16 protein-coding genes are annotated in these 23,108 nt (G+C 72.8%); 8 read left to right on the top strand and 8 right to left on the bottom strand.

Annotation, left to right across the window (positions count from 1 at the left end; genetic code table 11):
- Nucleotides 1-4: 4 nt before the first annotated feature.
- A complete protein-coding gene (locus tag ACZ66S_RS22625) occupies nt 5-2,176 on the top strand; it encodes a TerD family protein (protein ID WP_469903313.1) in 2,172 nt (723 codons plus the stop codon).
- Nucleotides 2,177-2,407: 231 nt separating this feature from the next.
- On the opposite strand, the gene ACZ66S_RS22620 is transcribed toward ACZ66S_RS22625, so the two are convergent.
- The gene (locus tag ACZ66S_RS22620; protein ID WP_469903312.1) at nt 2,408-3,274 is read right to left on the bottom strand and encodes a fructosamine kinase family protein; all 867 of its coding nucleotides are present in this window, start codon (nt 3,272-3,274) and stop codon (nt 2,408-2,410) included.
- A 255-nt stretch (nt 3,275-3,529) separates the two neighbouring features.
- Between ACZ66S_RS22620 and ACZ66S_RS22615 the strand changes: the two genes are divergently transcribed.
- The 3 genes from ACZ66S_RS22615 to ACZ66S_RS22605 all read left to right on the top strand — a co-directional run bounded on the left by ACZ66S_RS22615 (nt 3,530) and on the right by ACZ66S_RS22605 (nt 7,466).
- Nucleotides 3,530-4,585, top strand: a complete 1,056-nt coding sequence (locus ACZ66S_RS22615; RefSeq protein WP_469903311.1) for an NAD-dependent epimerase/dehydratase family protein — start codon at nt 3,530-3,532, stop codon at nt 4,583-4,585.
- Nucleotides 4,586-4,721: 136 nt separating this feature from the next.
- A complete protein-coding gene (locus ACZ66S_RS22610; RefSeq protein WP_469903310.1) occupies nt 4,722-6,401 on the top strand; it encodes a C40 family peptidase in 1,680 nt (559 codons plus the stop codon).
- Between the two features lie 285 nt (nt 6,402-6,686).
- Nucleotides 6,687-7,466, top strand: coding sequence for a LuxR C-terminal-related transcriptional regulator (locus ACZ66S_RS22605; protein ID WP_469903309.1), 780 nt, complete (start codon nt 6,687-6,689; stop codon nt 7,464-7,466).
- Here the strand turns inward: ACZ66S_RS22605 and ACZ66S_RS22600 are convergent.
- From ACZ66S_RS22600 to ACZ66S_RS22575, 6 genes are all read right to left on the bottom strand, one after another.
- Nucleotides 7,441-8,916, bottom strand: a complete 1,476-nt coding sequence (locus tag ACZ66S_RS22600) for an MFS transporter (protein WP_469903308.1) — start codon at nt 8,914-8,916, stop codon at nt 7,441-7,443. The two genes, ACZ66S_RS22605 and ACZ66S_RS22600, sit on opposite strands and share 26 nt — an antisense overlap.
- A 107-nt stretch (nt 8,917-9,023) precedes the next feature.
- Nucleotides 9,024-10,469, bottom strand: coding sequence for an alpha-amylase (locus ACZ66S_RS22595; protein WP_469903307.1), 1,446 nt, complete (start codon nt 10,467-10,469; stop codon nt 9,024-9,026).
- A 79-nt stretch (nt 10,470-10,548) separates the two neighbouring features.
- Entirely contained in the window at nt 10,549-13,923 is a 3,375-nt protein-coding gene (locus tag ACZ66S_RS22590; protein WP_469903306.1) for a pyruvate carboxylase, read from the bottom strand.
- Nucleotides 13,924-14,058: 135 nt separating this feature from the next.
- Nucleotides 14,059-14,847, bottom strand: a complete 789-nt coding sequence (locus ACZ66S_RS22585; protein ID WP_469903305.1) for a DUF427 domain-containing protein — start codon at nt 14,845-14,847, stop codon at nt 14,059-14,061.
- Between the two features lie 64 nt (nt 14,848-14,911).
- The gene (locus ACZ66S_RS22580; RefSeq protein WP_469903304.1) at nt 14,912-16,108 is read right to left on the bottom strand and encodes a cysteine desulfurase-like protein; all 1,197 of its coding nucleotides are present in this window, start codon (nt 16,106-16,108) and stop codon (nt 14,912-14,914) included.
- Between the two features lie 43 nt (nt 16,109-16,151).
- On the bottom strand, nt 16,152-16,520 hold the full coding sequence (locus ACZ66S_RS22575; RefSeq protein ID WP_469903303.1) for a MerR family transcriptional regulator: 369 nt from the start codon (nt 16,518-16,520) through the stop codon (nt 16,152-16,154).
- A gap of 100 nt (nt 16,521-16,620) precedes the next feature.
- On the opposite strand from ACZ66S_RS22575, the gene ACZ66S_RS22570 reads away from it, so the two are divergent.
- The 3 genes from ACZ66S_RS22570 (at nt 16,621) to ACZ66S_RS22560 (ending at nt 19,798) form a co-directional block, all read left to right on the top strand.
- Complete coding sequence (locus ACZ66S_RS22570) at nt 16,621-17,694, top strand: alkene reductase (protein WP_469903302.1); 1,074 nt, start codon at nt 16,621-16,623, stop codon at nt 17,692-17,694.
- A gap of 74 nt (nt 17,695-17,768) precedes the next feature.
- Nucleotides 17,769-19,028 (top strand): glycosyltransferase family 4 protein, encoded by a 1,260-nt coding sequence (locus tag ACZ66S_RS22565; RefSeq protein WP_469903301.1) that lies wholly within the window; start codon nt 17,769-17,771, stop codon nt 19,026-19,028.
- Nucleotides 19,025-19,798, top strand: a complete 774-nt coding sequence (locus tag ACZ66S_RS22560) for a hypothetical protein (RefSeq protein ID WP_469903300.1) — start codon at nt 19,025-19,027, stop codon at nt 19,796-19,798. The genes ACZ66S_RS22565 and ACZ66S_RS22560 overlap by 4 nt, the downstream gene beginning before the upstream one ends.
- A gap of 17 nt (nt 19,799-19,815) precedes the next feature.
- On the opposite strand, the gene ACZ66S_RS22555 is transcribed toward ACZ66S_RS22560, so the two are convergent.
- Complete coding sequence (locus tag ACZ66S_RS22555; protein WP_469903299.1) at nt 19,816-20,973, bottom strand: cytochrome P450; 1,158 nt, start codon at nt 20,971-20,973, stop codon at nt 19,816-19,818.
- A gap of 121 nt (nt 20,974-21,094) precedes the next feature.
- On the opposite strand from ACZ66S_RS22555, the gene ACZ66S_RS22550 reads away from it, so the two are divergent.
- On the top strand, nt 21,095-22,735 hold the full coding sequence (locus ACZ66S_RS22550) for a hypothetical protein (protein WP_469903298.1): 1,641 nt from the start codon (nt 21,095-21,097) through the stop codon (nt 22,733-22,735).
- The last annotated feature ends 373 nt before the right edge of the window (nt 22,736-23,108 follow it).

Here is a 23,108-nt window from a genome sequence, read left to right as displayed (position 1 = left end):
CGGCATGGTCCACCGTCTCGAATCCCTGGTCGTTCGGCATGCCCTCCGGCTGCCCGCCCCCGCGGGCCCCGCCGGTGAGGGCGACGTCGCGGCGCGGCAGTTCGACGCCGCGCTGATGTCCGTCGGCTTCAAGCTGTCGGCCGACGCGCTGAGGACACTGTCGGGACTGTCCGGGAGCACGGTCGTCGACACCGCCGTGCCCACCCTCGCCGCCGTCCGTGAGATGGCCGGCGACCATGTGCGGCACAACGTCTACTTCAAGGACTTCCCGGCGAACGTCCCGGACACCCTCGACTTCTGGATGCGCTGCGTCCGCGAGGCCCTGGAGGACGGCAAGGCCCGCTCCGGCGTCCTCGCCCAGCTCCGCGACGGCGTGGTCAACCTGCTGACGCTGCCGTCGTACGGCACCTACCGGCACACCTACGACGAGATGCTCGCCGCGCACGACGAACTGACGGCCGCGGTCGGCGACCGGCTGACCGTCCTCCACCTGGGCGGCCCCCTGGAGGACGAACTCACCGCCCTGTACCTGGCGCTGGCCGGCAGCACCACACCGCTCGGCGACGAGCACCTGGCCGATCTCAGGGTGCTCGCCGAGCACTGCGCGGACGGCCCCCAGCCGGAGACGATCCCGGTGCGGGAGAACCGCGCCGTCGTCAACGAGGCCCGTCTGAAGGCGGGTTCGGGTCTGCTCCTGGACACCGTGACCGATGTCCTGCGGCTGGCCTGCGCGGTGTCCGGCGGCGATTTGTCCCTCCAGGAGCCGACCCGGTTCCGGGCACTGTCGCGACCGGTCCGCCGGGCGCTGCTCGCGGGGCTCGACGCGGTCGTGGCGGCGGCCCCGGCCAAGCTCGCCGACGTGCTCACGCACGGTGAGGCCTTCAAGCGGCTCGGCGAGCGGCTGCACCCGCACGAGTACCCGCAGTGGCCGCGGGCCGCCGAGGTGTTCGCCGTCGCCCGGGGCGAGAAGAAGGCGTACACCTTCGACGCCCGCGTGGAGGCGCTGTTCGGCGCGGACGACGTCACCGGGGCGGTGGAACTCCTCAGGTCCGCACCGGGCAAGCTCTTCCGTGCGCTGGACCGGCTGCTGCGCGCCGCGCGTACGCGGGAGGAGCGGGACGCCGTGCTGGCCGCCGTCGAGGAGGTCGCCCCGGAGGTCTCCGGGCGGGTCGTGCTGTCGGTGCGCGAGCACCTGCAGAACCGGGCCGCGGAGTCGGGCCGCAAGCGGGTGTTCGTCAACCGTCTCGGCCGCGCGCACGTCGCCGACGACACGCGTACGGCCGTACCGGAGACGGACACCGGACGTCTGAGCGCCGTGCTGGACGCGGAGATCGCTCGTCGACTCCCGCGCCCGGAGCGGCTGTTGGTCGGGCCCGACGTCCTCGACGTGGCGCTTCCGCTCAGCGGTCGGGCGACCTCGGGCGGGCTCGGTGTGCTGCCCCGCGGGTCACTCTCGCCGGTGGACGGGGAGCTGCTGCGGTTCTTCGTGTACTGGAAGCAGGCGCAGCGGGTCACCGACTACGACCTGTCGGCGCTGCTGCTGGACGCGGACTACGGGACGGTGTCGTGGCTGTCGTACACCAATCTCCGCGAGGTGGAGGGCGAGCACTCGGGTGACATCACCAACGCCCCCGACGGCGCCTCGGAGTTCATCGACCTGCGGCTCGGGGCGGTGCGGGGCACGTACATCGTGCCGCAGGTCAACATCTACTCCGGGGAGGGGTTCGAGGAGGCCGAGGAGTCGTTCTTCGGGTTCATGCTGCGGGAGGGCGAGCAGCGGGGGCGGCCCTTCGAGGCGCGGACCGTGCGGATGAAGTCGGAGCTGCGCGGGCCCGGCCGGGTGGCGCTGCCGCTCGCGTTCCGCCGTGCGCAGGACGGGAGTTGGCAGGCCAAGTGGCTGCACCTGTACCTGAAGGGGCATCCGGAGTACAACCGCGTCGAGGGCAACCAGGTGTCGGTGGCCACGCTGTTGCGGGCCGTCGTCGAGCGCGAGCAGCTCACGGTCGGGTACCTGACCGCGCTGATGGCGAACGGCGGTACGGACGTGGCGGCCTGGGACCCCGGTTCGGTGCCGGAGGGGCCCGTGACGTACATCGGCCTGGAGCGTCCCGAGGGGCTGCACCCGGACTCGGTGGTCATCACCCCGGAAAACCTGCGCGACCTGATCCCCGAGTGACTGCTAGCGTTCGTCGTGGCGAGGCCATGGAAGGGCTTCCTTCTCCTCTTAGATGAGCCCCCATGGGGCTCGGATCTCCAGTCCTTCCGCTTTCCTCGCCCCCGACGTCGACGTACGAGGCCATGAAGGGGCTTCCTTCTCACCGGTTGCAGACCGGCTTACTCCAAGCCCCAGTCCCTTCGCCCTCCTCGCCGGCGACGTCAGGCCACAGGCGGCCCCCGACCGCTGATCTCACCGTTCCAGGGCCGCCTTCGCCGTGCTGAGCGCCTTTTCCGCGTAGCTCCGTCCGAACAGCACCGCGTGCACCAGCAGCGGGAACATCTGGTGCAGGCCGATCCGGTCGGCCCAGCCGTCGGCGAGCGGGGCCGCGCTCCGGTAGCCGTGCAGCACCTCGTCCAGGTGGGGGCAGCCGAAGAGGTGGAGCATGGCGAGGTCGGTCTCGCGGTGGCCGCCGTGCGCGGCCGGGTCGATGAGCCAGGCGTGACCGTCGGCGCCCCACAGCACGTTGCCGTTCCACAGGTCGCCGTGCAGCCGGGCCGGGGGCTCGGCGGGGCCCGCGAGACGGGGCAGTTCGGCGCAGAGCCGCTCGATCACCTCGGCCTCGGGGAGCGTGATCGTGCCGTCGTCCACCGCGCTCCGCAGATACGGCAGCACCCGGTGCTCGGCGTACCACGCCGGCCACTTTGCGCCCTCGACGTTCCGCATCGGCGCACGTCCGATGTACGCCTCCCGGGGCCCGCCGGGCGGTGCCGAGCCGAACGCGGGCGCCCCCGCGAGGTGCAGCCCGGCCAGCGCCCGGCCCAGATCGAGCGCCGCCTCCCGGCTCGGCCGCCCACGCGGGACCAGGTCGGTCACCAGCAGGTGCCCGTCCTGCCCGTACACGGTCGGCACCCGGACCGTGCCGGCCTCTGCCAGCCAGTCCAGGCCCGCCGCCTCGGCGCGGGCCTCCTCGAGGCCGTCGGCGCGTTTGACCATCACCGTCCGGCCGTCGTCGAGGTCCACCTCGACCAGCGCGCCGGACAGCGGCCGCTCGTCCGTCACCGTCCGGCCGGTCAGCCGCGCCGCCGCCGCACCCGGGCTCTCGTCTGGGTCGTACACCCGCGCCTCCCCGATCGTCCACGCCTCGTGCTTGGCAGCAGTGTGCCCCGACGAACTCGTGCACAACGCCGGTGACGACTCCCGGGCACACCTCGGCGGCGCGGTTGCCCACGCCGGGGTCCCACAGCCGTACGGTGCCGGGGCGGGAGCTCCCCCGCGCGAAGGATGCCATCCGTACCCAGACCGCGGACGTGGGACGGCAGTTGAGCGCGGAGCGGTGCTTCAATGTCACCCCCTGGGCGGAGGAGCGGCGGCATGGGTGCGGAGTCGGGCGAGGTCCTGGTGACCGGTGGCAGCGGGTTCGTCGGCAGCCATCTGGTGCGACGGCTGCTGGAGCGCGGGTACGCGGTGCACGCCACCGTGCGCAGTCTCGCGAACCCGGCGAAGGTGCGCCCGCTGCGGGACATGCAGGGCGAGTTCCCCGACAGGCTCGCGCTGTTCGAGGCGGACCTGCTCAAGGAGGGCTCCTTCGACGAGGCCATGGCGGGCTGCCGCGTGGTCTTCCATGTCGCCTCGCCCTTCTTCATGCCCGAGAGGATCAAGGACGGCCTTCGGGACATGGTCGACCCGGCCCTGACCGGCACCCGCAACGTCCTGGCCGGCATCGAGCGGACGCCGTCCGTGGAACGACTGGTGCTCACCTCCACGGTCGGTGCGATCTTCGGCGACTACTCCGACGTACGGGAGATGGACGGGCAGGTCCTGTCGGAGAAGTACTTCAACACCAGCAGCACGGTGGAGAACAACCCGTACCACTACGCCAAGACCGTCGCCGAGCGGGCGGCCTGGGACGCGGAGGCCGCGCAGGACCGCTGGCGCATGGTGTCCCTCAACCCCGGCCTGATCCTCGGCCCTTCGCTCACGCCCGCCTCCGAGTCCGGCAGCCTCTTCCTCCTGGAGGAGCTCTTCAAGGGCTACTTCTTCTACGGCGCCCCGGACTTCAGCTTCACCACGGTCGACGTCCGTGACGTGGCCGACGCGCACATCGCGGCGGCGGAGCAGCCCGACGCGAAGGGCCGTTACATCCTGGCCGCCGAGACGATGACGTCGTTCCACGAGATGTCCCGCGTCATCCGCACCCGCTACCCCCGCGACCCGCGCATCCCGCGCACCGCGCTCCCCCACTGGCCCGTGCGCGTCCTGGGCCCGGCCTTCGGGCTCACCCAGGACTACATCCGCAAGCACCTCGGCATCCGGTTCCGGGTGGACAACAGCCGCAGCGTGCGCGAACTGGGCGTCACCTACCGGCCGATCGAGGAGACGGTCCTCGACCACTACGAGGCGTGGCGTGCGCAGCGGGGCCGGAGCTGACCGCCACCGGGGCGGCTGCCCGTACGCGACGAAGGTCACAGTTACATCTCACGCTTTTCACACTTCAATCTTCACGTGAGTCTCACAAGTTGGCTAAGTTGACGGCGAGCAGCACGACGGAAGGGGCATGACTTTCATGGCGCCGGATCGAACTTCGCGCGATGGAGGGCTCAGCCTCCCCGCCAAGCGCAACTCCGCCCTCGCGACGGCCGCCATGGCCTCCGCGGCACTCCTCTCGCAGACCGGGAGCGCGGCGGCGGACGAGGGCCCGAGCCGCGACGAGGTGAGCCGGCGGGTCACCAACCTCTACGACCGGGCCGAGAACGACTCCGGCACCTACAACGCCACGCGCGCGGCCGGAACGGCGTCGAGCACCCGTGGCCGCGGCGGTTCGCCGACCGGCGGCGGGAGCAGGTCGGACGGCGATCCCGCCCTCGACGCCCTCGCCAGGCAGTGGTACGGCACGGCCCGCGCGAGGCTCGGGCCCACGATCGCAGCGTCCCTGCCCTCCGACCGGGTCGCCAACCGCCGCGCCGAGCCGCCACGCCGGAGCCCGGCGTCCGCCCCCACGGCACGTGAACCGAGACCCGCCGAGCGGTCCCTGCCGGAACTGGCCGCCAGACCCGTACCGGCCCTGCCGAGCGCTCCGGAACCCGCACCGGTCGCCGCCCTGCCCGCCGCCCCGGCCCAGTCCCCCTCGTGGGCACCGGAACCGACCCCGCGGGACCTCACCGGCACGGGCGGGATGCCCGCCCTCGGCACCTCTCAGGTCGTCACCGGGGTCCCGGAGTACACCGCGCAGCCCGTCGTCACCGCCGCCCCGTACACACCGCAACTCATCACCGGTGTGCCCGAGTACACCCCGCAGACCGACACCGCGATCCCGGCGTACACCGCGACCCCCGGTGCGGGCTTCCCCGAGTACGGTGCGCAGACCGGCACGGCGTACTCCGACCACACGGGTCAGTTCGGCACCGTCCTGCCGGAGTACACCGGGTCGGCCACCACCGGCTTCTCGGACTACGGCGGTCAACAGGTCATGGCCGGCACCGGACTTCCGGAATACGCCCCGCCCGCCGCCACGGGGTTCCCCGAGTACCCCGCGGAGGCCACTCCGGGTTTCCCCGAGTACCTGGCACAGACCGCGGCCTTCCCCGAGTACCCCGCGCAACCGGGCACGGGGCGCCCCGAGTACTCCGCTCTCACCGCGCCCCTCGCCGCGCTCGCGCCCCCGCCGGTCGACAGCACCCAGGGTGTCCCGGCCGTCGCGTACGCCCCGATCGCCCCCGCAGCGACCCAGAGCATCCCGGCGATCCCGGCGCCCCGCTCCCCCGAGCCGTCCTCCTGGGAGTCCCCCCAGCCCGCCCCGGCCCCGGCCATCGCCCCCCTGACCTTGGCGCCGGCCCCCGCCGTGCCCACGACCGACCCCAACCTCCCCACCGTCGACCCCGGTTACGACTCGAAGGTCATCCAGGTGCTCGCCTTCGCCCGTTCCCAGATCGGCAAGCCCTGTGTCTGGGGCGCGGCGGGCCCGGGGTCGTACGACAACTCCGGTCTCACCCAGGCCGCCTGGAAGGTCGCCGGCGTCTCCCTGCCCCGTACCTCCCTCGGTCAGGCGAGCACCGGCACGGCGGTGCCGCTGTACGCGATGCAACCCGGTGATCTCGTCTTCTTCCACGACGACTTCAGCCACGTGGGCCTGTGCACCGGCAACGGCATGATGATCCACGCGCCGGGCCCCGGTGCGTCCATCCGCGAGGAGTCGATCTACCCGACGGGCGAGTCGATCATCCGCGGCGCGATACGGCCCGCCTGACACACGGCGGACGGACCCGTCGGGCGCCGCCGGCGAGCCACCACCCGGCCTTCGAGCCGGAGCCGGCGCCTGACCAGGAGAGGCTGGGCCCGTGCGGGCCGCCGGTCCCCCGTGCCGGCGGCCCGCACGCGTCGCGGCCGGCGCTGCCGCCCCCGTGGGGGGCAGGCGTATCCGACGGGCCGCCTCCCCCCACTGCGGCCCGCCGGAGCTTCACTGTGCTGGAGTACATGCGACAACGTCGATGTTGCTCGGATGAAGTGTGGGTCAGCGAGGTACTGGGCCGGTATGGGTACAACTGCGTATGAGCGGGTGCTGTCGGTCGCCGTGGCCGCGCTCCACGAACGCGACCCTGAGCGGCTGTGGCCCCTGCTGGCAGCCGAACTGCCGGTTCTGTGCGGCGGTGACGCCCTGATCTACAAGCTGGACGACTGGAACGAGAGCGAGGGCACGCTCGGGCTGTCCCCCGGCGCCGACGCCGAGTTCAGCTCGCTCGGCGACGAGGAGACGGGACTGCTGCGCGCGGGCTACCCGTTGTCCGGTCACTACGCGGGCGGACCGGACCGGACGCCGGTGACCGCCCGCCGGGTGGCGGGCCGTTCCTGGTCGGGGAGCCCGACCGCCCGGCTGCTCGACGACGTCCTGGACGTCGACCACGTGCTGGGGGTCCCGCTGCCGCAGTCGACCACCCCGGTCACCGGGTGCATGGTGTACCGCTCCGGACGGGACTTCACCGACGAAGAGCTGCGGCTGGCCGAGCAGTTGCAGCCGCTGCTGGCCGCGGTCGAGCAGCAGCGGCAGCTTCTGCGGCGGCTGCACGCCCCGTCCGAGGAGGCGGCCGACGTGTCGCTCACCCCCCGGGAGACGACGGTGCTGCTCCTGCTCGGTGACGCCTTGACGGCCGTGTCGATCGGCCGCAGGCTCGGGATATCCGAGCGCACGGTCCACAAGCACCTGGCGAACATCTACCGCAAGCTCGGGACGCACGACCGCGTCAGCACGGTGCTCCAGGCCCAGCGGCTCGGTCTCGTCCCTGCCGTCCCTACGGCACCGGGGGCCCGCCCTTGAGGCGTTCCAGGTCGGAGGGGCGGACCTGGATGACGACGACGGCGATGAGGGCCGCGAGCACCGTGAAGACGGCGGCCACGACGAAGGCGGCCGAGACACCGGCGGTCAGCACCTCGTCGCCCCAGGCGCCCGGGAGTTCGCCGGTGCGGGCGAAGAGCCGGCGCTCGGCCGGGGTGGCCTGCGCGAGGAAGCTCGGGACCTGCTTCTCCGCCTCGTTGGCGCTGGCCGTGCCGAACATGGTGACCAGGATGGACAGCCCGAGCGAACCGCCCACCTGCTGGGTGGCGTTGAGGAGACCGGAGGCCGCGCCGGTCTCCGCGTTGGGCACGTTGGACAGCGCCATCAGGGTCAGCGACACGAACTCCATGCCCATGCCGAGGCTGAAGACGAGCATCGGCCCGAGGACACTGCCCGCGTAGGTGGAGTGCACGTCGGTCAGGGTCAGCCAGGCCAGGCCCGCCGCCGCGAGGATCGCGCCGCCCACCATGAAGGGCTTGGGCCCGTACACGGGCAGGAAGCGCGAGGCGAGACCGGCACCGAGCGCGATGACCGCGCTGACCGGCAGGAACGCGAACCCGGTCGCCAGGGGGCTGAAGTTCAGGACGTTCTGCACGAACAGCGTCAGGAAGAAGAACATGCCGAAGATGGCGGCCGCGAGGCACAGCATGATGCCGTACGTGCCGGCGCGGTTGCGGTCGGCGAACATGTGGAGCGGGGTGATCGGCTGTCGGGACCGCTTCTCGATCAGCACGAACAGCACGAGGAGGACGACCGCGGCGGCGAACGAGGCCAGCGTGAACGCGTCCCGCCAGCCTTCCTGGGCGGCCCGGATGAATCCGTACACGAGCAGCACCATGCCCGCTGTGGCGGTGAGCGCCCCGGTGATGTCGAAGTGGCCGGGATGCCGCTCCGACTCGCGGATCCAGCGGGGCGTGGCGAGCGCGATGAGCAGTCCGATGGGGACGTTGACGAACAGCACCCACCGCCAGTTCAGCCACTCGACGAGGATTCCGCCGGCCAGCAGTCCGATCGCGCCGCCGCCCGCCGACACCGCGGCGAAGACACCGAAGGCCCGGTTGCGTTCGGGGCCTTCCCGGAAGGTCGTGCTGACCAGGGAGAGCGCGGTCGGGGAGGCGATGGCACCGCCGACGCCCTGGAGGGCGCGCGCGGCGAGGAGTTGACCCTCGTTCTGGGCGAGCCCGCCGAGCAGGGAGGCCAGCACGAACAGCAGCACTCCGCAGACGAACATGCGGCGTCTGCCGAGGATGTCCCCGGTCCGGCCGCCGAGCAGCAGCAGTCCGCCGAAGGTGAGGGTGTACGCGTTGACCACCCAGGCCAGGCTGGTGGTGGAGAAGTCCAGGGAGCGCTGGATGTCCGGGAGCGCGATGTTCACGATGGTGATGTCGAGCACGACCATGAGCTGGCAGGACGCGATGACCAGCAGCGCCATGGCGTTTCCGCCCCCGCCGGAGTCCGGTGGGGTGGTGCGTGGTGCAGAACTCGCCTGCGGGTCGGTGCTCATAATCTCCGTTCGACGGTACGCCCGTGTCGCGCCCGTCACCACTGGAGGACGTGGCACCCCCAGGCCGCCAGGCACACGAACAGACCGGAGTCGGTCAGTTCGTGTCCGTCACGGTCGTACACCGCTCCGGTGAGCAGGTCGGTGGCCCGGCACGCGCGGCCCCTCAGGTCGTCCCACGGCAGGGGCAGCCTCGCCCGGGCCGGACGGCCGGAGTCGTTGACGACGACGAGGTGGCGGGCGTCGTCGTGCGTCCAGGTCCAGGCGAGCAGGTGGTGGTGGGTGTCGTCGTCCGGCAGGCCCCGCGGGGTCAGGAGGCGCCACTCGCCCCGGCGTACCGAGGCGGCGGCGGGCAGCAGCCGGGCGTAGAAGTCGCGCAGGGGTTCGTCGACAGGCTCCTGCGGTCTGCGGCTCAGGAACACCGGGGGCCGCACCCGGCGGCCGTCGAACTGGCCCTCGTGCCAGAGGGTGGCGCCGGGCAGGGTCGCGACGGTCACGGCCGCCGCCCGTCCCCGGTCGCCGGGCAGGACGGCGGCGGCCCGTGGTTCGTCGTGGTTCTCCAGGAAGCGGACGAGGCCGCGCTGGTGGGCGAGGCCGGCGCCGAGGTGGGCGCGGACGGCGTCGGCGTCCTCGTGCCGGAGGCGGTCACAGAGGCGCTTGTCGTAGCAGAGGTCGAAACCCTGCTGCCGGAGGGCGTGTTCGAGGTCCCAGTAGGCCTCGGCGACGAGGAGGAGGCCGGGGTGGCGGGCCCGTACGCGCGGGATGACGTACGGCCAGAAGTCCTCGGCGGGGGCCGGGCCCACGCGGTCTCCCCAGGTCCTCCCGAAGATGCCGTTCATCAGCAGCATGGCCATGTCGCAGCGCACGCCGTCGGCCTGGTCGCCGATGGAGACGAGGGTCTCGACGGTCGCGTCCCGGAGGGCGCTGCTGAAGGCGTCGAGCTGCACGACGTCGGGCCAGGGCGGGAAGTGCGGGTCGCGGCCGCGGGCGTAGATCCCTGCCCCGGTCTCGACGAAGTCGGCCGGGGCCCGGGCCAGGTCGTCGGGGGTGCCCCGGACGAGGCGGTCGGGGTCCGAGGTGAGCCAGGGGTGGTCGGGGGCCACGTGGTCGGGGACGTGGTCGAGGATCAACCGCACGCCCCGGGCGGCCAGTTGGGCACGGGCGGCGGCCAGTCCTTCCGGGCCGCCGAGGGAGATGTCCACGACGTAGTTCCGTACGCAGTACGGCGATCCGGCGATGTCCGCCTCGGTGACGTCGGGCAGGGCGGCGCGGAAGGAGTCCATGAGGCCCCGGTCGCGCAGGGCGATCTCCCGCCCGGCCGGGCTGCGTTCCCACACGCCCATCAGCCACACGGTGTCGACGCCGGGTGGTGCGACGGCGTCCCACGCCTCGCCGGGCACGTCGCCGAGGGTGACGGCACGGCCGTGACGGCGGCTCAACCCGTCAAGCCAGACGAGGGTGTTGATCTCGTGGATCACTGTCACGTCAGGGGTTCCTCCCGGTCACAGGCCCCCGTCGCCGTCCCCGTCCGGGCTCGGACGGGGACGGCGACCGCGTTCCGGCTCAGGCGATCTCGACCAGCAGGTCACCGCCCTCCACCTGCTGAATCCTGTTGATGGCGAGTCGGGAGACCCGGCCGGCCTTCGCGGCGGTGATGGAGGCCTCCATCTTCATGGCCTCGATGGTGGCGACGGTCGCTCCGGCCGCCACCTGGTCGCCCTCGGAGACCGCGAGCGTGACCACTCCCGCGAACGGGGCCGCCACATGACCGGTGTCGGAACGGTCGGCCTTCTCCGTGGCCGGGATGTCCGAGGAGACGGCGGCATCGCGGATCTGGATGGGCCGCAACTGGCCGTTGAGCGTGGACATCACCGTGCGCATGCCCCGCTCGTCGGCCTCGCCGATCGCCTCCAGGGCGATGAGGAGCCGCACACCCGGTTCCAGGTCGACGGCGTACTCCTTGCCCGGGCGCAGGCCGTAGAAGAAGTCCTTGCTGTCCAGGAGGCTGGTGTCGCCGTAGGACTGGCGGTGGGTCTCGAACTCGCGGGTCGGGCCGGGGAACAGGAGCCGGTTGAGGGTCGAGCGGCGGTCCTTCTCCAGCCCTTCGCGGTCCTCGGCGTTCAGTTCCTGGACCGGCTTGGCGTCGGCGCGGCCCTGGAGCGCCTTGCTGCGGAAGGGCTCGGGCCAGCCGCCGGGCGGGGTGCCGAGTTCGCCGCGCAGGAAGCCGATCACCGAGTCGGGGATGTCGAAGCGGTCCGGGGTCTCCTCGAACTCCTTCGGCGTCACCCCGGCACCGACCAGGTGCAGGGCGAGGTCGCCGACCACCTTGGAGGACGGGGTGACCTTGACCAGGTGACCGAGGATGCGGTCGGCGGCGGCGTACATCGCCTCGATGTCCTCGAAGCGGTCGCCGAGGCCGAGGGCGACGGCCTGGGTGCGCAGGTTGGAGAGCTGGCCGCCGGGGATCTCGTGGTCGTAGACGCGCCCGGTCGGGGAGGCGAGGCCCGCCTCGAAGGGGGCGTACACGCGGCGGACGCTCTCCCAGTAGGGCTCCAGGTCGCCGACCGCCCGCAGGTCGAGGCCGGTCGGCCGGTCGGAGTGGTCGGTGGCGGCGACGATCGCGGAGAGGGAGGGCTGGGAGGTCGTGCCGGCCATGGAGGCCACGGCCCCGTCGACGGCGTCGGCGCCCGCCTGGATCGCGGCCAGGTAGGTGGCGAGCTGGCCGCCCGCGGTGTCGTGGGTGTGGATGTGCACCGGCAGGTCGAACTCGCGGCGCAGCGCCGAGACGAGCTTGGCCGCGGCCGGGGCGCGCAGCAGGCCCGCCATGTCCTTGACGGCCAGGACGTGCGCGCCCGCGTCGACGATCTGCTCGGCGAGGCGCAGGTAGTAGTCGAGGGTGTAGAGGCGCTCGTCCGGGTCGGACAGGTCCGAGGTGTAGCAGAGGGCGACTTCGGCGATCGAGGTGCCGGTGGCGCGTACGGCCTCGATGGCGGGGCGCATCTGGCTGACGTCGTTGAGGGCGTCGAAGATGCGGAAGATGTCGATGCCGGTCTCGGCGGCCTCCTGCACGAAGGCGTCGGTCACCTCGGTCGGGTACGGGGTGTAGCCGACGGTGTTGCGGCCGCGCAGCAGCATCTGGAGGCAGATGTTGGGCACGGCCTCGCGCAGGGCGGCGAGCCGCTCCCAGGGGTCCTCGGCGAGGAAGCGCAGGGCCACGTCGTAGGTGGCGCCGCCCCAGCACTCCAGGGAGAGCAGTTCGGGCAGGGTGCGGGCGACGGCCGGGGCGACGGCGAGCATGTCCTTGGTGCGGACGCGGGTGGCGAGCAGCGACTGGTGGGCGTCGCGGAAGGTGGTGTCGGTGACGCCGATGGTCGGCGACTCGCGCAGCCACCGGGCGAAGCCCTCGGGACCCAGCTCGGTGAGCTTCTGCCTGGAGCCCGCGGGCGGCTCGATGTCCGGGGTCCTGGGCAGCTTGGAGACCGGGTCGATCAGCTCCGGCCGCTCGCCGTGCGGCTTGTTCACCGTCACGTCGGCCAGGTAGGTGAGCAACTTGGTTCCGCGGTCGGCCGAGTGACGGGCCGTCAGCAGGTGCGGGCGCTGCTCGATGAACGACGTGGTGACGTGGCCCGCCTGGAAGTCCGGGTCGTCCAGCACCGCCTGGAGGAACGGGATGTTGGTGGCCACACCGCGGATGCGGAACTCGGCGACGGCGCGCCGGGCCCGGTTGACCGCGGTGGTGAAGTCCCGTCCCCGGCAGGAGAGTTTGACCAGCATCGAGTCGAAGTGGGCGCTGATCTCCGTACCGGCGTGGGTGGTGCCGCCGTCGAGGCGGATGCCGGAGCCGCCGGGTGAGCGGTAGGCGCTGATGCGGCCGGTGTCCGGACGGAAGCCGTTGGCGGGGTCCTCGGTGGTGATACGGCACTGGAGGGCGGCGCCGTGCAGCCGGATCGCCTCCTGGGAGAGGCCGAGGTCGGCGAGGGTGGCGCCGGCGGCGATGCGGAGCTGGGCCTGGACGAGGTCGACGTCGGTGACCTCCTCGGTGACCGTGTGCTCGACCTGGATGCGCGGGTTCATCTCGATGAAGACGTGGTTGCCCTCCCGGTCGAGGAGGAACTCCACGGTGCCCGCGTTGCGGTAGCCGATCTCGCGGGCGAAGCGCACGGCGTCGGCGCAGATCCGGTCGCGCAGGTCGGGGTCGAGGTTGGGCGCGGGGGCGAGCTCGATGACCTTCTGGTGGCGGCGCTGCACCGAGCAGTCGCGTTCGTAGAGGTGGATGACGTTGCCCTCGCCGTCGGCGAGGATCTGCACCTCGATGTGGCGGGGCTCGACGACGGCCCTCTCCAGGAAGACGGTCGAGTCGCCGAAGGCGCTCGCGGCCTCGCGGGCGGCCGCCTCGATGGACTCGCGGAGCTGGGCGGGGTCCTCGACCCGGCGCATACCGCGTCCGCCGCCACCGGCGACGGCCTTCACGAAGACGGGGAAGCCGATGTCGTCCGCGGCCCGGACCAGCTCGTCCACGTCGTCCGAAGGCGCCGAGGAGCCCAGGACCGGCACCCCGGCGGCCCGGGCGGCGGCGACCGCGCGGGCCTTGTTGCCGGTCAGTTCGAGGATGTCGGCGCTGGGGCCGACGAAGGTGATGCCCGCCTCCTCGCAGGCCCGGGCCAGCTCCGGGTTCTCGGAGAGGAAGCCGTAGCCGGGGTAGACGGCGTCGGCACCGGCCTGGCGGGCGGCGCGGATGATCTCGTCGAAGGAGAGGTAGGCCCGCACGGGATGGCCCGGTTCGCCGATCTCGTAGGCCTCGTCGGCTTTGAGTCGGTGCAGTGAGTTGCGGTCCTCGTGGGGGAAGACGGCGACCGTCCTCGCGCCCACCTCGTAACCCGCGCGAAACGCCCGGATCGCGATCTCACCGCGGTTGGCGACCAGTACCTTGCGGAGCATTCCCGTTCCCTTCGGCCTGCCGGTGACGCCCCCATGTTCTCGGCAAAGGGGGCCGGTGGCCATGAGAGTCAGGTCACGTGTCGCGGGCGGTTTGGGGGCGATCCGAGCGGATCGTCCCGGGGCGGGCGGGCCTGGTCACCGCACGGTTCCGGTGAAGGGGGTGACCGGCCGCTCCAGGCGCTCCCCGTCCACGGTGAGGTCGACGGCCTCGTTGAAGAACGCGAGCAGCCCTCTGACGGCGCCCACGGCGGGGAGCGGGTCGGGGTAGCTCCAGACGATGTTCGCGTGGCCGCCCGTCGACCAGTACGCGGCGGTGCCCTTGTAGGGGCAGCCGGTGCGGTGGTCGGTGGCGTCGAGGAGGTCGAGGCGGACGTCCTCGCGCGGGATGTAGTACCGCGTGGGCAGGCCGGTCTCGAAGAGCAGGACGGGACGGCGGGTGTCGGCGACGACCGTCCCGTCGACCTCCACCCGGACATGACGGCTGCTGGGCATGGCGTCGACGCGTTTGTGCGGGTCACGGGGGTGGACGAAGATCTCTTCCTCCTCCTCGTACCAGTGGTCGAGGCCGGTCCCCCAGCGGCGGAACCACGCGAAGGCGATGTGGTCGGCGAGATCGGCGGCCTGGAAGGTCCAGGCGGCGTTCTCGACGAGTTCGCCGTCCGCCTCCAGGTCGTAGAAGGCCCGCGACCCGGTGTGGGTGCCGGTCGCCGGGTTCTTCGCGGGGCGCAGCAGGTCCTCGCGGACGTCGGCGCGCGGGAAGGCGTACAGCGGGACGGGGACGTCCGGCTCCCAGACGAGGACGGGGCGCCGGCTGTCGACGACCGTGACGTCCCCCTTGCGGCCGCGCACCCAGCGTTCGCTGGGCTCCCACAGCAGCCCTTCCGGGGTGGTCCGTACGTCTCGTGCGGTGGGGAACGTGGTCATGAGCGGCTCTCCCTTCGCCTTGCGGGAGGTGCACCCCTTCGCGAGGTCCACCTCCGCGGGAAACTCACCTCTTGAGGAAGTCTGTCAGGCCCGCCAGAAGGCGGTCGACGTCGTCGAGGTCGTTGTAGGGGGCGAGGCCGACGCGCAGGCCGCCGGTGTCGCCGAGGCCGAGCCGGCGGGAGGCCTCGATGGCGTAGAAGGAGCCGGCCGGGGCCTGGACTCCGCGTTCGGCGAGGAAGCCGTACGCGTCGGCCGTGCTGTGGTCGTCGAAGGTGAGCAGGACGGTCGGGGTGCGGTCGGCTGCCCGGGAGTGGACGGTGATGCCGTCGAGTGCGGCCAGCCCGTCGTCGATGCGGGTGCGCAGGACGTGTTCGTGGGCTTCGAGGGCGGCGAACCCGGCGGCCAGCCGCTCGCGTCGCCCGCCGGTGGCGTCCGGGTCGAGCCGGTCGGCGAGGAAGTCGACGGCCGCCGCTGTGCCGGCGAGGAACTCGTAGGGCAGCGTGCCCAGTTCGAAGCGCTCGGGGACGGCGTCGGAGGAGGGCAGCAGCTTGTCCGGGCGCAGGGTCTCCAGCAACTCCGGGCGGGCGGCGAGGACTCCGTGGTGCGGGCCGAGGAACTTGTAGGGGGAGCACACGAAGAAGTCCGCGCCGAGCTCCTGCGTGTCGACGAGGGAGTGGGCGGCGTGGTGGACGCCGTCGACGTACACGAGTGCGCCGACCTCGTGGGCCGCGGCGGCGATCGCGGGGATGTCGGGGCGGGTGCCGATCAGGTTGGAGGCGGCCGTGACGGCGACGAGCCGGGTGCGTTCGGACAGCACGGCCCGGACCGCGTCGACCGTCAACTCCCCTGTCTCAGGGTCGAACTCGGCCCAGCGCACGGTGGCGCCCGACTGGACCCAGGGGCGGATGTTGGCGTCGTGGTCGAGGCGGGTGACGACCACCTCGTCGCCGGGCGCCCACGTCCTGGCGAGGGTGCGCGAGAAGTCGTAGGTGAGCTGGGTGGCACTGCGGCCGAAGACGATGCCCGCCGGGTCCGCCCCGAGCAGGTCGGCCATGGCCCGGCGGGCCCCGGTGACGATCCGCTCGGCGTTGCGCTCCCCCAGGGTGATGCGTCCCCGGTTCGACAGGGGCTGCGCCAGGGCGTCGGCGATGGCCCGGACGACCGGCTCGGGGGTCTGGGTGCCGCCGGGGCCGTCGAAGTGGGCGGTACCGGCCGACAGGGCCGGGAAGTGGGAGCGGAGGGCGGCGATGTCGTACGTCACGGGAGAGCTCCTCGGTCCGGCCGGTTGCGGTGATCTCAGCGTGTCACGCCGGGCTCAGGCTCTCGCGGTGGGCCCGGTTGGTGGCCATCAGGGCGTCGAGGGCGTCCCGGGTGCGGATCAGGTCCGTGATGTGCTCGGAGAGCCGGTCGCGCTCCTCGGCCATCCGCACCAGCGCCGCGTCGGACGTCTCCTCGCTGGGCGACTCCACGCACGGCAGGAGTTCGGCGATCGTACGGCTGGACAGTCCGGCCGCGTACATCCGCTGGAGGAAGACCACGCGCTCGACCGCGCTCTCCGTGTAGTGCCGCTGCCCGCTCGCGCTGCGCGCGCTGGTGAGCAGGCCCTGCTCCTCGTAGTAGCGCAGGGCCCGGACGCTGACCCCGGCCCGTGCCGACAACTCCCCGATGCGCACAAGTTCCTCCCTGGCGGGCTTGACCCTCACGTCGACGTCAGGTTTTAGCGTAACCGCGTGCCCGGGACACGGGTACGACGGATCACGAAGGAGACATGACGTGACGACGCTTTTCACCGGTTTCCGGCTCGGCGGACTGCGGCTGCCCAACCGGGTGGTCATGGCCCCGATGACCCGGGTGCGGGCCGCCGAGGGCGGTCTGGCGACGCCGTCGATGGCGCGCTACTACGCCCAGCGGGCCACGGCCGGCCTGATCGTCACCGAGGGGGTGCAGCCGAGCCTCGTGGGACAGTCCAACCCGGGCACGCCGGGGCTGTACACCGACGAGCAGGTGGCCTCCTGGCGCCCGGTGACCGAGGCCGTGCACATCAACGGGGGCCGGATCTTCGCGCAGATCATGCACGGCGGCCGGGTCTCGCACCCGGACACCACCGGTCTGCGGCCCGTCGGCCCCTCGGCCGTCCCGGCCACCGGCGAGGTGTTCACACCCACGGGACCGCAGCCCGCGCCGGTGCCCCGGGCACTGGAGACGGCAGAGGTCCCCGAGCACGCCGCCTCGTACGCCGAGGCCGCGCGCCGCGCGGTCGACGCGGGCTTCGACGGGGTGGAACTGCACGGCGCCAACGGCTACCTGATCTCGCAGTTCCTCTCCTCCAACGCCAATCTGCGCACGGACCGCTACGGCGGCTCGGTGGCCGGCCGGATCCGGTTCGCCATCGAGGCGGCCGCCGCGACCGTGGACGCGGTGGGCGCGGAGCGGACCGGTATCCGGCTCTCCCCGGGCGGGACGTTCTGGGGGGTCGAGGAGGCGGACGTCCCCGAGCTGTACACCGCGCTCCTGACCGAGTTGTCCGGGCTCGGACTGGCCTACGTCCATCTGGAGGCCACCGCCCCGGAGGAGACCCTTCTCGCCCTGCGCCGGGCCTGGCCGGGCGCGCTCGTCATGAACCCGGTGCAGCCGATGGGCGCCAAGCAGGCCGGCCGCTCGGAGGCCGACCACTGGCTCGGCCTCGGCGCCGACCTCATCAGCTTCGGCCGCGCCTTCATCGCCAACCCCGACCTGGTCGAGCGGCTGCGCACCGGTCTGCCGATCGCCCCGGCCGACGAGGCCACCTACTTCCAGGGCGGGGACAACGGCTACCTCACTTATCCCGCATACCAGTACACGGCGTGACGCCGGGGTGGCGAGGACACCACGAATGGGTAACGAAGGTCAACCGAAGGCAATGCCGGGTGGTCTAGCCCGGCATGAAGATCTCTTTCCTGCTCCACAACGCCTACGGGATCGGAGGGACCATCACCACCACGTTCAACCTGGCCCAGGCCCTGGCCGCACGGCACGAGGTGGAGATCGTCTCCGTGCTCCGGCACCGGGAGCTGCCCAACTTCGTGCTGGATCCCCGGGTGTCGCTGCGGCCGCTGGTCGATCTCAGACAGGAGAAGGAGCACCCCTTACACCTGAGACCGGCGCGGGTGTTCCCACGCTCCGAGTACCGGTACGGGCAGTACAGCGAACTGACGGACCAGCGGATATCGGAGGCCCTCGCCACCATCGACGCGGACGCGGTGATCGGCACCCGGCCCGGGCTGAACGTGCACCTCGCGGACCAGGCGCCGCCGCACGTGGCCCGGATCGGGCAGGAACACCTCACCCTGGACAACCACTCGCCCCGGTTGCGCACCGCGCTGCGCCGGGCCTACCGCGGCCTCGACGTGCTCACCACGGTCACCGAGGCGGACGCGACCGCGTACCGGCGCCGGATGCGGCTGCCCGGCGTGCGCGTGGAGACACTGCCCAACAGCGTGCCGGATCCGGTGCTGCCGGCCGCGGACGCCTCCGCGAAGGTGGTCGTCGCGGCCGGCCGGCTGGTCCCGGTGAAGCGGTACGACCTTCTCGTCGAGGCCTTCGCCGCGGTCGCCGCCGAGCATCCGGACTGGCAACTGCGCATCTACGGCAAGGGTGAGGAGCACGACCGGCTGCGGCGGCTCATCACCGACCTCGGGCTGTGGAACAACGTCTTCCTGATGGGGCCCGCGGCCCCGATGGAGGCGGAGTGGGTCAAGGGCTCGATCGGGGTGGCCGCCTCCGACTTCGAACCCTTCGGCATGACCATCGTCGAGGCGATGCGCTGCGGACTGCCCGTCGTGAGCACCGACTGCCCCCACGGGCCCGCCGAGATCATCGCGGACCGGGCCGACGGCAGGCTGGTGCCGGTCGGGGACCGGGACGCGATGGCGGCGGCCCTCCTTGAGCTGGTCGGCAACGACGAACTGCGCCGCCGGATGAGCCGTGCGGCCCTGGACAACGCGCGCCGGTTCGCTCCCGGTCCGGTCGTCGCGCAGGCCGAGCGGCTCATCGAGGAGGCCGTCTCGGCGCGGCGGGCGGGCCGGCCGGTCGTGCGGGAGCGTCAGGGCGGGACGCTGACCGCCCGGGGCTCCGCCGCCCGGGACACCGCGCTGATCGCGGCGAGCGGCGCGCTGCGCCTCGTACGGAAGGGACGGTCATGACCACTCCACGCACCGGTTGCGCGATCGACGCGGAGGGCCGGATCACCTTCGAGCTGCCGGCCTCCCCCGGGCACCAACTGCTGCTGCGGCTGCGTCCGAAGAAGGGCCGGCCCGAGGACACCCTGCACGTCCTCGACCTGGACGCCGCGGACGAGGGGCGGGGCCGGGCCGTCCTGGGCCCGGACCCCGTGCTCGCGGAGGGACGCTGGGACGTCTATCTGCTGGACGGCTCCGAACGCACGCGGCTGCGGCCGGGCCCCCCCGATCTGCGGGCCCTGGTCGAGGGGCACCTGCGGGAGCCGCGAGGGCCGCTGGCGGTCAGGGTCCCCTATGTCACCAAGGACGGCTACCTCGCCCTGCGGACCTGGCTGCGGCCGGCCCACGCGGAGGCCGGACGCGTGGACGTCACGGGCGGGACGCTGCGGTTCGCAGTCCGACTGCACGGTGCCGCGCTGTCGGCCGGCGCCGAGGTGCTGCTGCGGCTGCGGCGGGGCGAAGGAGTCGTACGCACCCTTGAGCCGCTGGTCGGGGAGGACGGCCGGAGCTTCTCCTTCACGGTCGACGACGCCACCCTGGACCTCGGCGTCTGGGACCTGTTCGTCCGTCCCGCCACCGGCGCCCCGATGATCCGGCTCGCACGTCTCCTGGACGACGTGGCGGACCGCAAGCACGTCTTCGTCTACCCCGGCGCCACGGCCGGGCAAGTCGTGGTGCGGCCCTATTACACGGTCGACAACGACCTGTCCCTGGAGGTGACCCGGGCCGGCTGAGGCACCGCCGGTGCGCCTCAGCCCCAGAGCACGTGCAGCGTGGGCGGCTTGCGGAAGACCAGGCCGTACGGGGCGGCCGGGTGGTCCGGGTCGAGTCGGAGGGCGGGGAGCCGGTCGAGCAGGTGCCGCAGGGCGATACGGGTCTCCAGGCGGGCCAGGTGCGCGGCGAGGCAGTAGTGGGGGCCGTGCGCGAAGGCCAGGTGGAGGCGGGCGTTCGCACGGCGGACGTCGAAGCGGTCGGGGTCGGGGAAGACGGCGGGATCACGGTTGGCGCCCGTCAGGGACACCGTGACGAGGTCGCCCCGGCGGATCGTGGCCGCGCCGAGCGTGATGTCACGGGTGGCGTAGCGGTCGACGACGGCCGCGCCGGGTTCGAGGCGCAGCGACTCCTCGACCGCCCCGTCGAGCAGGGCGAAGTCGGCTTTCACGAGGGCGAGTTGGTCGGGGTGACGCAGGAGGTGCAGCAGCGCGTTGGTGATCATCGCCTCGGTGGTCTCTATGCCGCCGAACATCAGCACCGCGGCGTTGGAGGCCACTTCCGGCAGCGCCAGCCGGTCGGCGGCGCGGGTCAGGAGCGAGGAGGAGGCCCCCTCGGCGACCGTGGCCTCGACCGCCCGCCGCAGCCGTGCGTACGCCTGCGGGCCCTCGGACCCCGCCGCACGGCCCTCCGTGAGGTCCGAGACCGACCGCACGATGGCGTCGTACCAGGAGAGCACCGTGTCGGTGCCGGCGCCCACCAACCCGAGCGCCTCGGTGACGACGGCGACGGCGAGCGGGGCGGCGAAGGCGCGGCGCAGGTCGGCAGCGCCCTCCGGTTCGAGCGCGGTGACGAGCCGGTCGGTCTCCCGCTCGACGAACGCGGCGAACCCGTCGTGCACTTCACGGGGACGGAAGGGCTGCGTGAACGGCTCCCGGTGGCGGGTGTGTTCGTCGCCGTCCAGGGAGAGCATGCTCGGGCCGACGACCTGGGCGGTGGAGAAGCGGGGGTCGTCGACGGTGAAGGTCTCGGCGTCCCGCATCACGTCCAGCGCGAGATCGCGGCGGGTCACCAGCCAGCCGTTGAGCGCGGGCAGCCAGGACACCGGTTCGCCCGCGCGCAGTTCGGCCAGGCGCGGGTGCGGATCACTGGCGAGTTGGGCCGTCGTGGTGGCGGCGCCGAGCGGGAATCCGATCACGCCCCAGGCTAACCCGGCACAAACCACGTGACGGATGCGCGGGGAGGGGCTTACGCTGCTCCACGATGACGACTCACACTCCTGAACGATTGGGGGTCCCGTCCGCGCAAGGTGAGCGCTGATGCTCCCTGCGAACGCGGACGAGGACATCCGTACCTCCTTCTGGCCGCGCGTGCGCGAGTTCGCCGTGCCGGCCTCCATGATCGAGACCGCGACCGCCCGTCGCCTCGCCGGGGACTGGGCGGGGGCGTGTGCCGCCGCCGGTTTCGACGTCGATCTCGACCTCCGTGCCGTGGCGCGCGATCACGGCCGGGACCTGGCGTCGCGGGTCCGGTCCGATCTGCGCACCCTCGCACCCGACCTGCTGCGCTGGCATCTGCCCAGGGTCGCCCCGGACGGGCTGCTGCGGCCCGGGATGACCGTGACGCTGGCGCGGTACGACACCGTCGAGGGCCCCGTGCACCTCGTGGCCCGGACCGCACCCGCCTGGGCGGACGCCGGCCAGCGCGTCAGCCTCGCGCTGTGGTCCCGGTCCGCTGCGGACGCCGTGGGACATCCGCATCCACGCCCGAACCGACGCTTCCGACTGGACCTGCACCGACACCTCTGGGACGCGTCCCGGGCCGGGGAGTTGTGGGGGCGGTCGGGGGGTGGGGACTTGTGGGGGCGGTCGGAGGCCGGCGAGTTGCGGGCTCGGTCGCGGGCCGGGGAGTTGCGGGAGCGGTCTGGGGCCGGCGAGTTGCGGGCCGGGCCGGGCGCCGAGGAGTTGCGGGAGCGGCTGGAGGCCGACGAGTTGTGGGCTTGGTCGCGGGCCGGGGAGTTGAGGGAACGGTCGGAGGCCGGGGAGTTGCGGGCCGGGACGGATGCCGGGGAGTTGTGGGGGCGGCCGGGGGCCGGGGAGGCGCGGGAGCGGTCTGGGGCCGGGGAGTCCTCGTCCCGGCACGCATCTCGGCAAGCTTCCTTCGGTGGACCGGAGTTGGCGGTGCCGCACGCCTGTGCCGTCGACCGTTGGCCGGCCGAGGCCCGGGCCCTGCTCGCAGCCGAAGGGCAGGCCGGCGGCCGCCTGTCGGTGCGGTGGGGCGGACGGCACCGACTGGTGCTGGAACTCTCCGCGGACCAAGACCTGCTACGTCCCGTACCGACACCGTCGGCCGGCAGCGTCTCCGCGCTTCCCGTCCTGCCCGACGCGGCGACCTGGGTGCCGCCCGACCTCCGACTGCTGCGCGCCGGTGCGATCGAGGTCGACCGGCTGCATCCCCTGGTCGCCGCCGCGTTGGCACCGGATTGCACGGCCACCGGGCCGCCCCGCACCCCCGCCGGGCCCGGACACGCACGGCTCGTGGAGTGCCGGGGAGCCCGCCACCGGATCGGCCTGGTCGACGGGGTGCTGGCCCCGCTGGACCACGACCCCGACGAGATCCGGCGGGAGGAACTGCTGGTCGCGCTCACCGGCACCCCGCTCCCCTGCCTCCAGGCGATCGACGAGGCACACCGCCGTCCGCACTGCCTGGACGGCGTCCGCGAACGACTCCTGCACGGCGACACCGCCGGCGCGCTGGCCGTCGTGGAGGCACTGCTCGGCCCCGAGGCGCTGCTGCGCACCGGCCCCCTCCGGGACGAACTGGAGGCGGCCGCGCTGCGACGCGTCACCTACGGCCTGTTCAGGGCGGGCCTGACGGGACCTGGTCCCACCCGGTTCCGCCCACGCCCGTCAGACCGCGACTCCCGGAACCGCCGCACCCACCCACGACACGCGCGTTGACTGCGCCACGGCCCGCTCCCGCAAACCACCCGCCCATCCAGGGCACGCCTACAGACCCCACCACGCGACTCCCGAAACCGCGTGTGCCGCCAGGGCACACCCACTGACTGCACCACCGCGACCACGCCCTCCACGACTCGCGCGCTGACTCCACCACCTCCCGAAACCCGCGCGCCCATCCACGGCACACCCGCTGACTCCACCACCGCGACCACTGAACCCGGCGCGTCCTCCACGACTTGCGCGCTGACTCCGACACGACGACCCCCGCAACCACGCATCCCTCCACGGCACACCCGACTGACTCCACCACCGCCACCCCCGAAACCGCGTGTGCCGCCAGGGCACACCCACCGACTCCACCACCGCCACC

Source organism: Streptomyces sp. NPDC107471 (genome assembly GCF_055582845.1).
This window is presented reverse-complemented; position numbering and strand designations above follow the sequence as displayed.

Bases quoted from the DNA above. Each gene is read 5' to 3' on its own strand.
- ACZ66S_RS22610 (WP_469903310.1), top strand. From the start codon at position 4,722: ATGGCGCCGGATCGAACTTCGCGCGATGGAGGGCTCAGCCTCCCCGCC.
- ACZ66S_RS22625 (WP_469903313.1), top strand. From the start codon at position 5: ATGGTCCACCGTCTCGAATCCCTGGTCGTTCGGCATGCCCTCCGGCTG.
- ACZ66S_RS22560 (WP_469903300.1), top strand. From the start codon at position 19,025: ATGACCACTCCACGCACCGGTTGCGCGATCGACGCGGAGGGCCGGATC.
- ACZ66S_RS22615 (WP_469903311.1), top strand. From the start codon at position 3,530: ATGGGTGCGGAGTCGGGCGAGGTCCTGGTGACCGGTGGCAGCGGGTTC.
- ACZ66S_RS22550 (WP_469903298.1), top strand. From the start codon at position 21,095: ATGCTCCCTGCGAACGCGGACGAGGACATCCGTACCTCCTTCTGGCCG.
- ACZ66S_RS22565 (WP_469903301.1), top strand. From the start codon at position 17,769: ATGAAGATCTCTTTCCTGCTCCACAACGCCTACGGGATCGGAGGGACC.
- ACZ66S_RS22600 (WP_469903308.1), bottom strand. From the start codon at position 8,916: ATGGCGCTGCTGGTCATCGCGTCCTGCCAGCTCATGGTCGTGCTCGAC.
- ACZ66S_RS22605 (WP_469903309.1), top strand. From the start codon at position 6,687: ATGGGTACAACTGCGTATGAGCGGGTGCTGTCGGTCGCCGTGGCCGCG.
- ACZ66S_RS22585 (WP_469903305.1), bottom strand. From the start codon at position 14,847: ATGACCACGTTCCCCACCGCACGAGACGTACGGACCACCCCGGAAGGG.
- ACZ66S_RS22590 (WP_469903306.1), bottom strand. From the start codon at position 13,923: ATGCTCCGCAAGGTACTGGTCGCCAACCGCGGTGAGATCGCGATCCGG.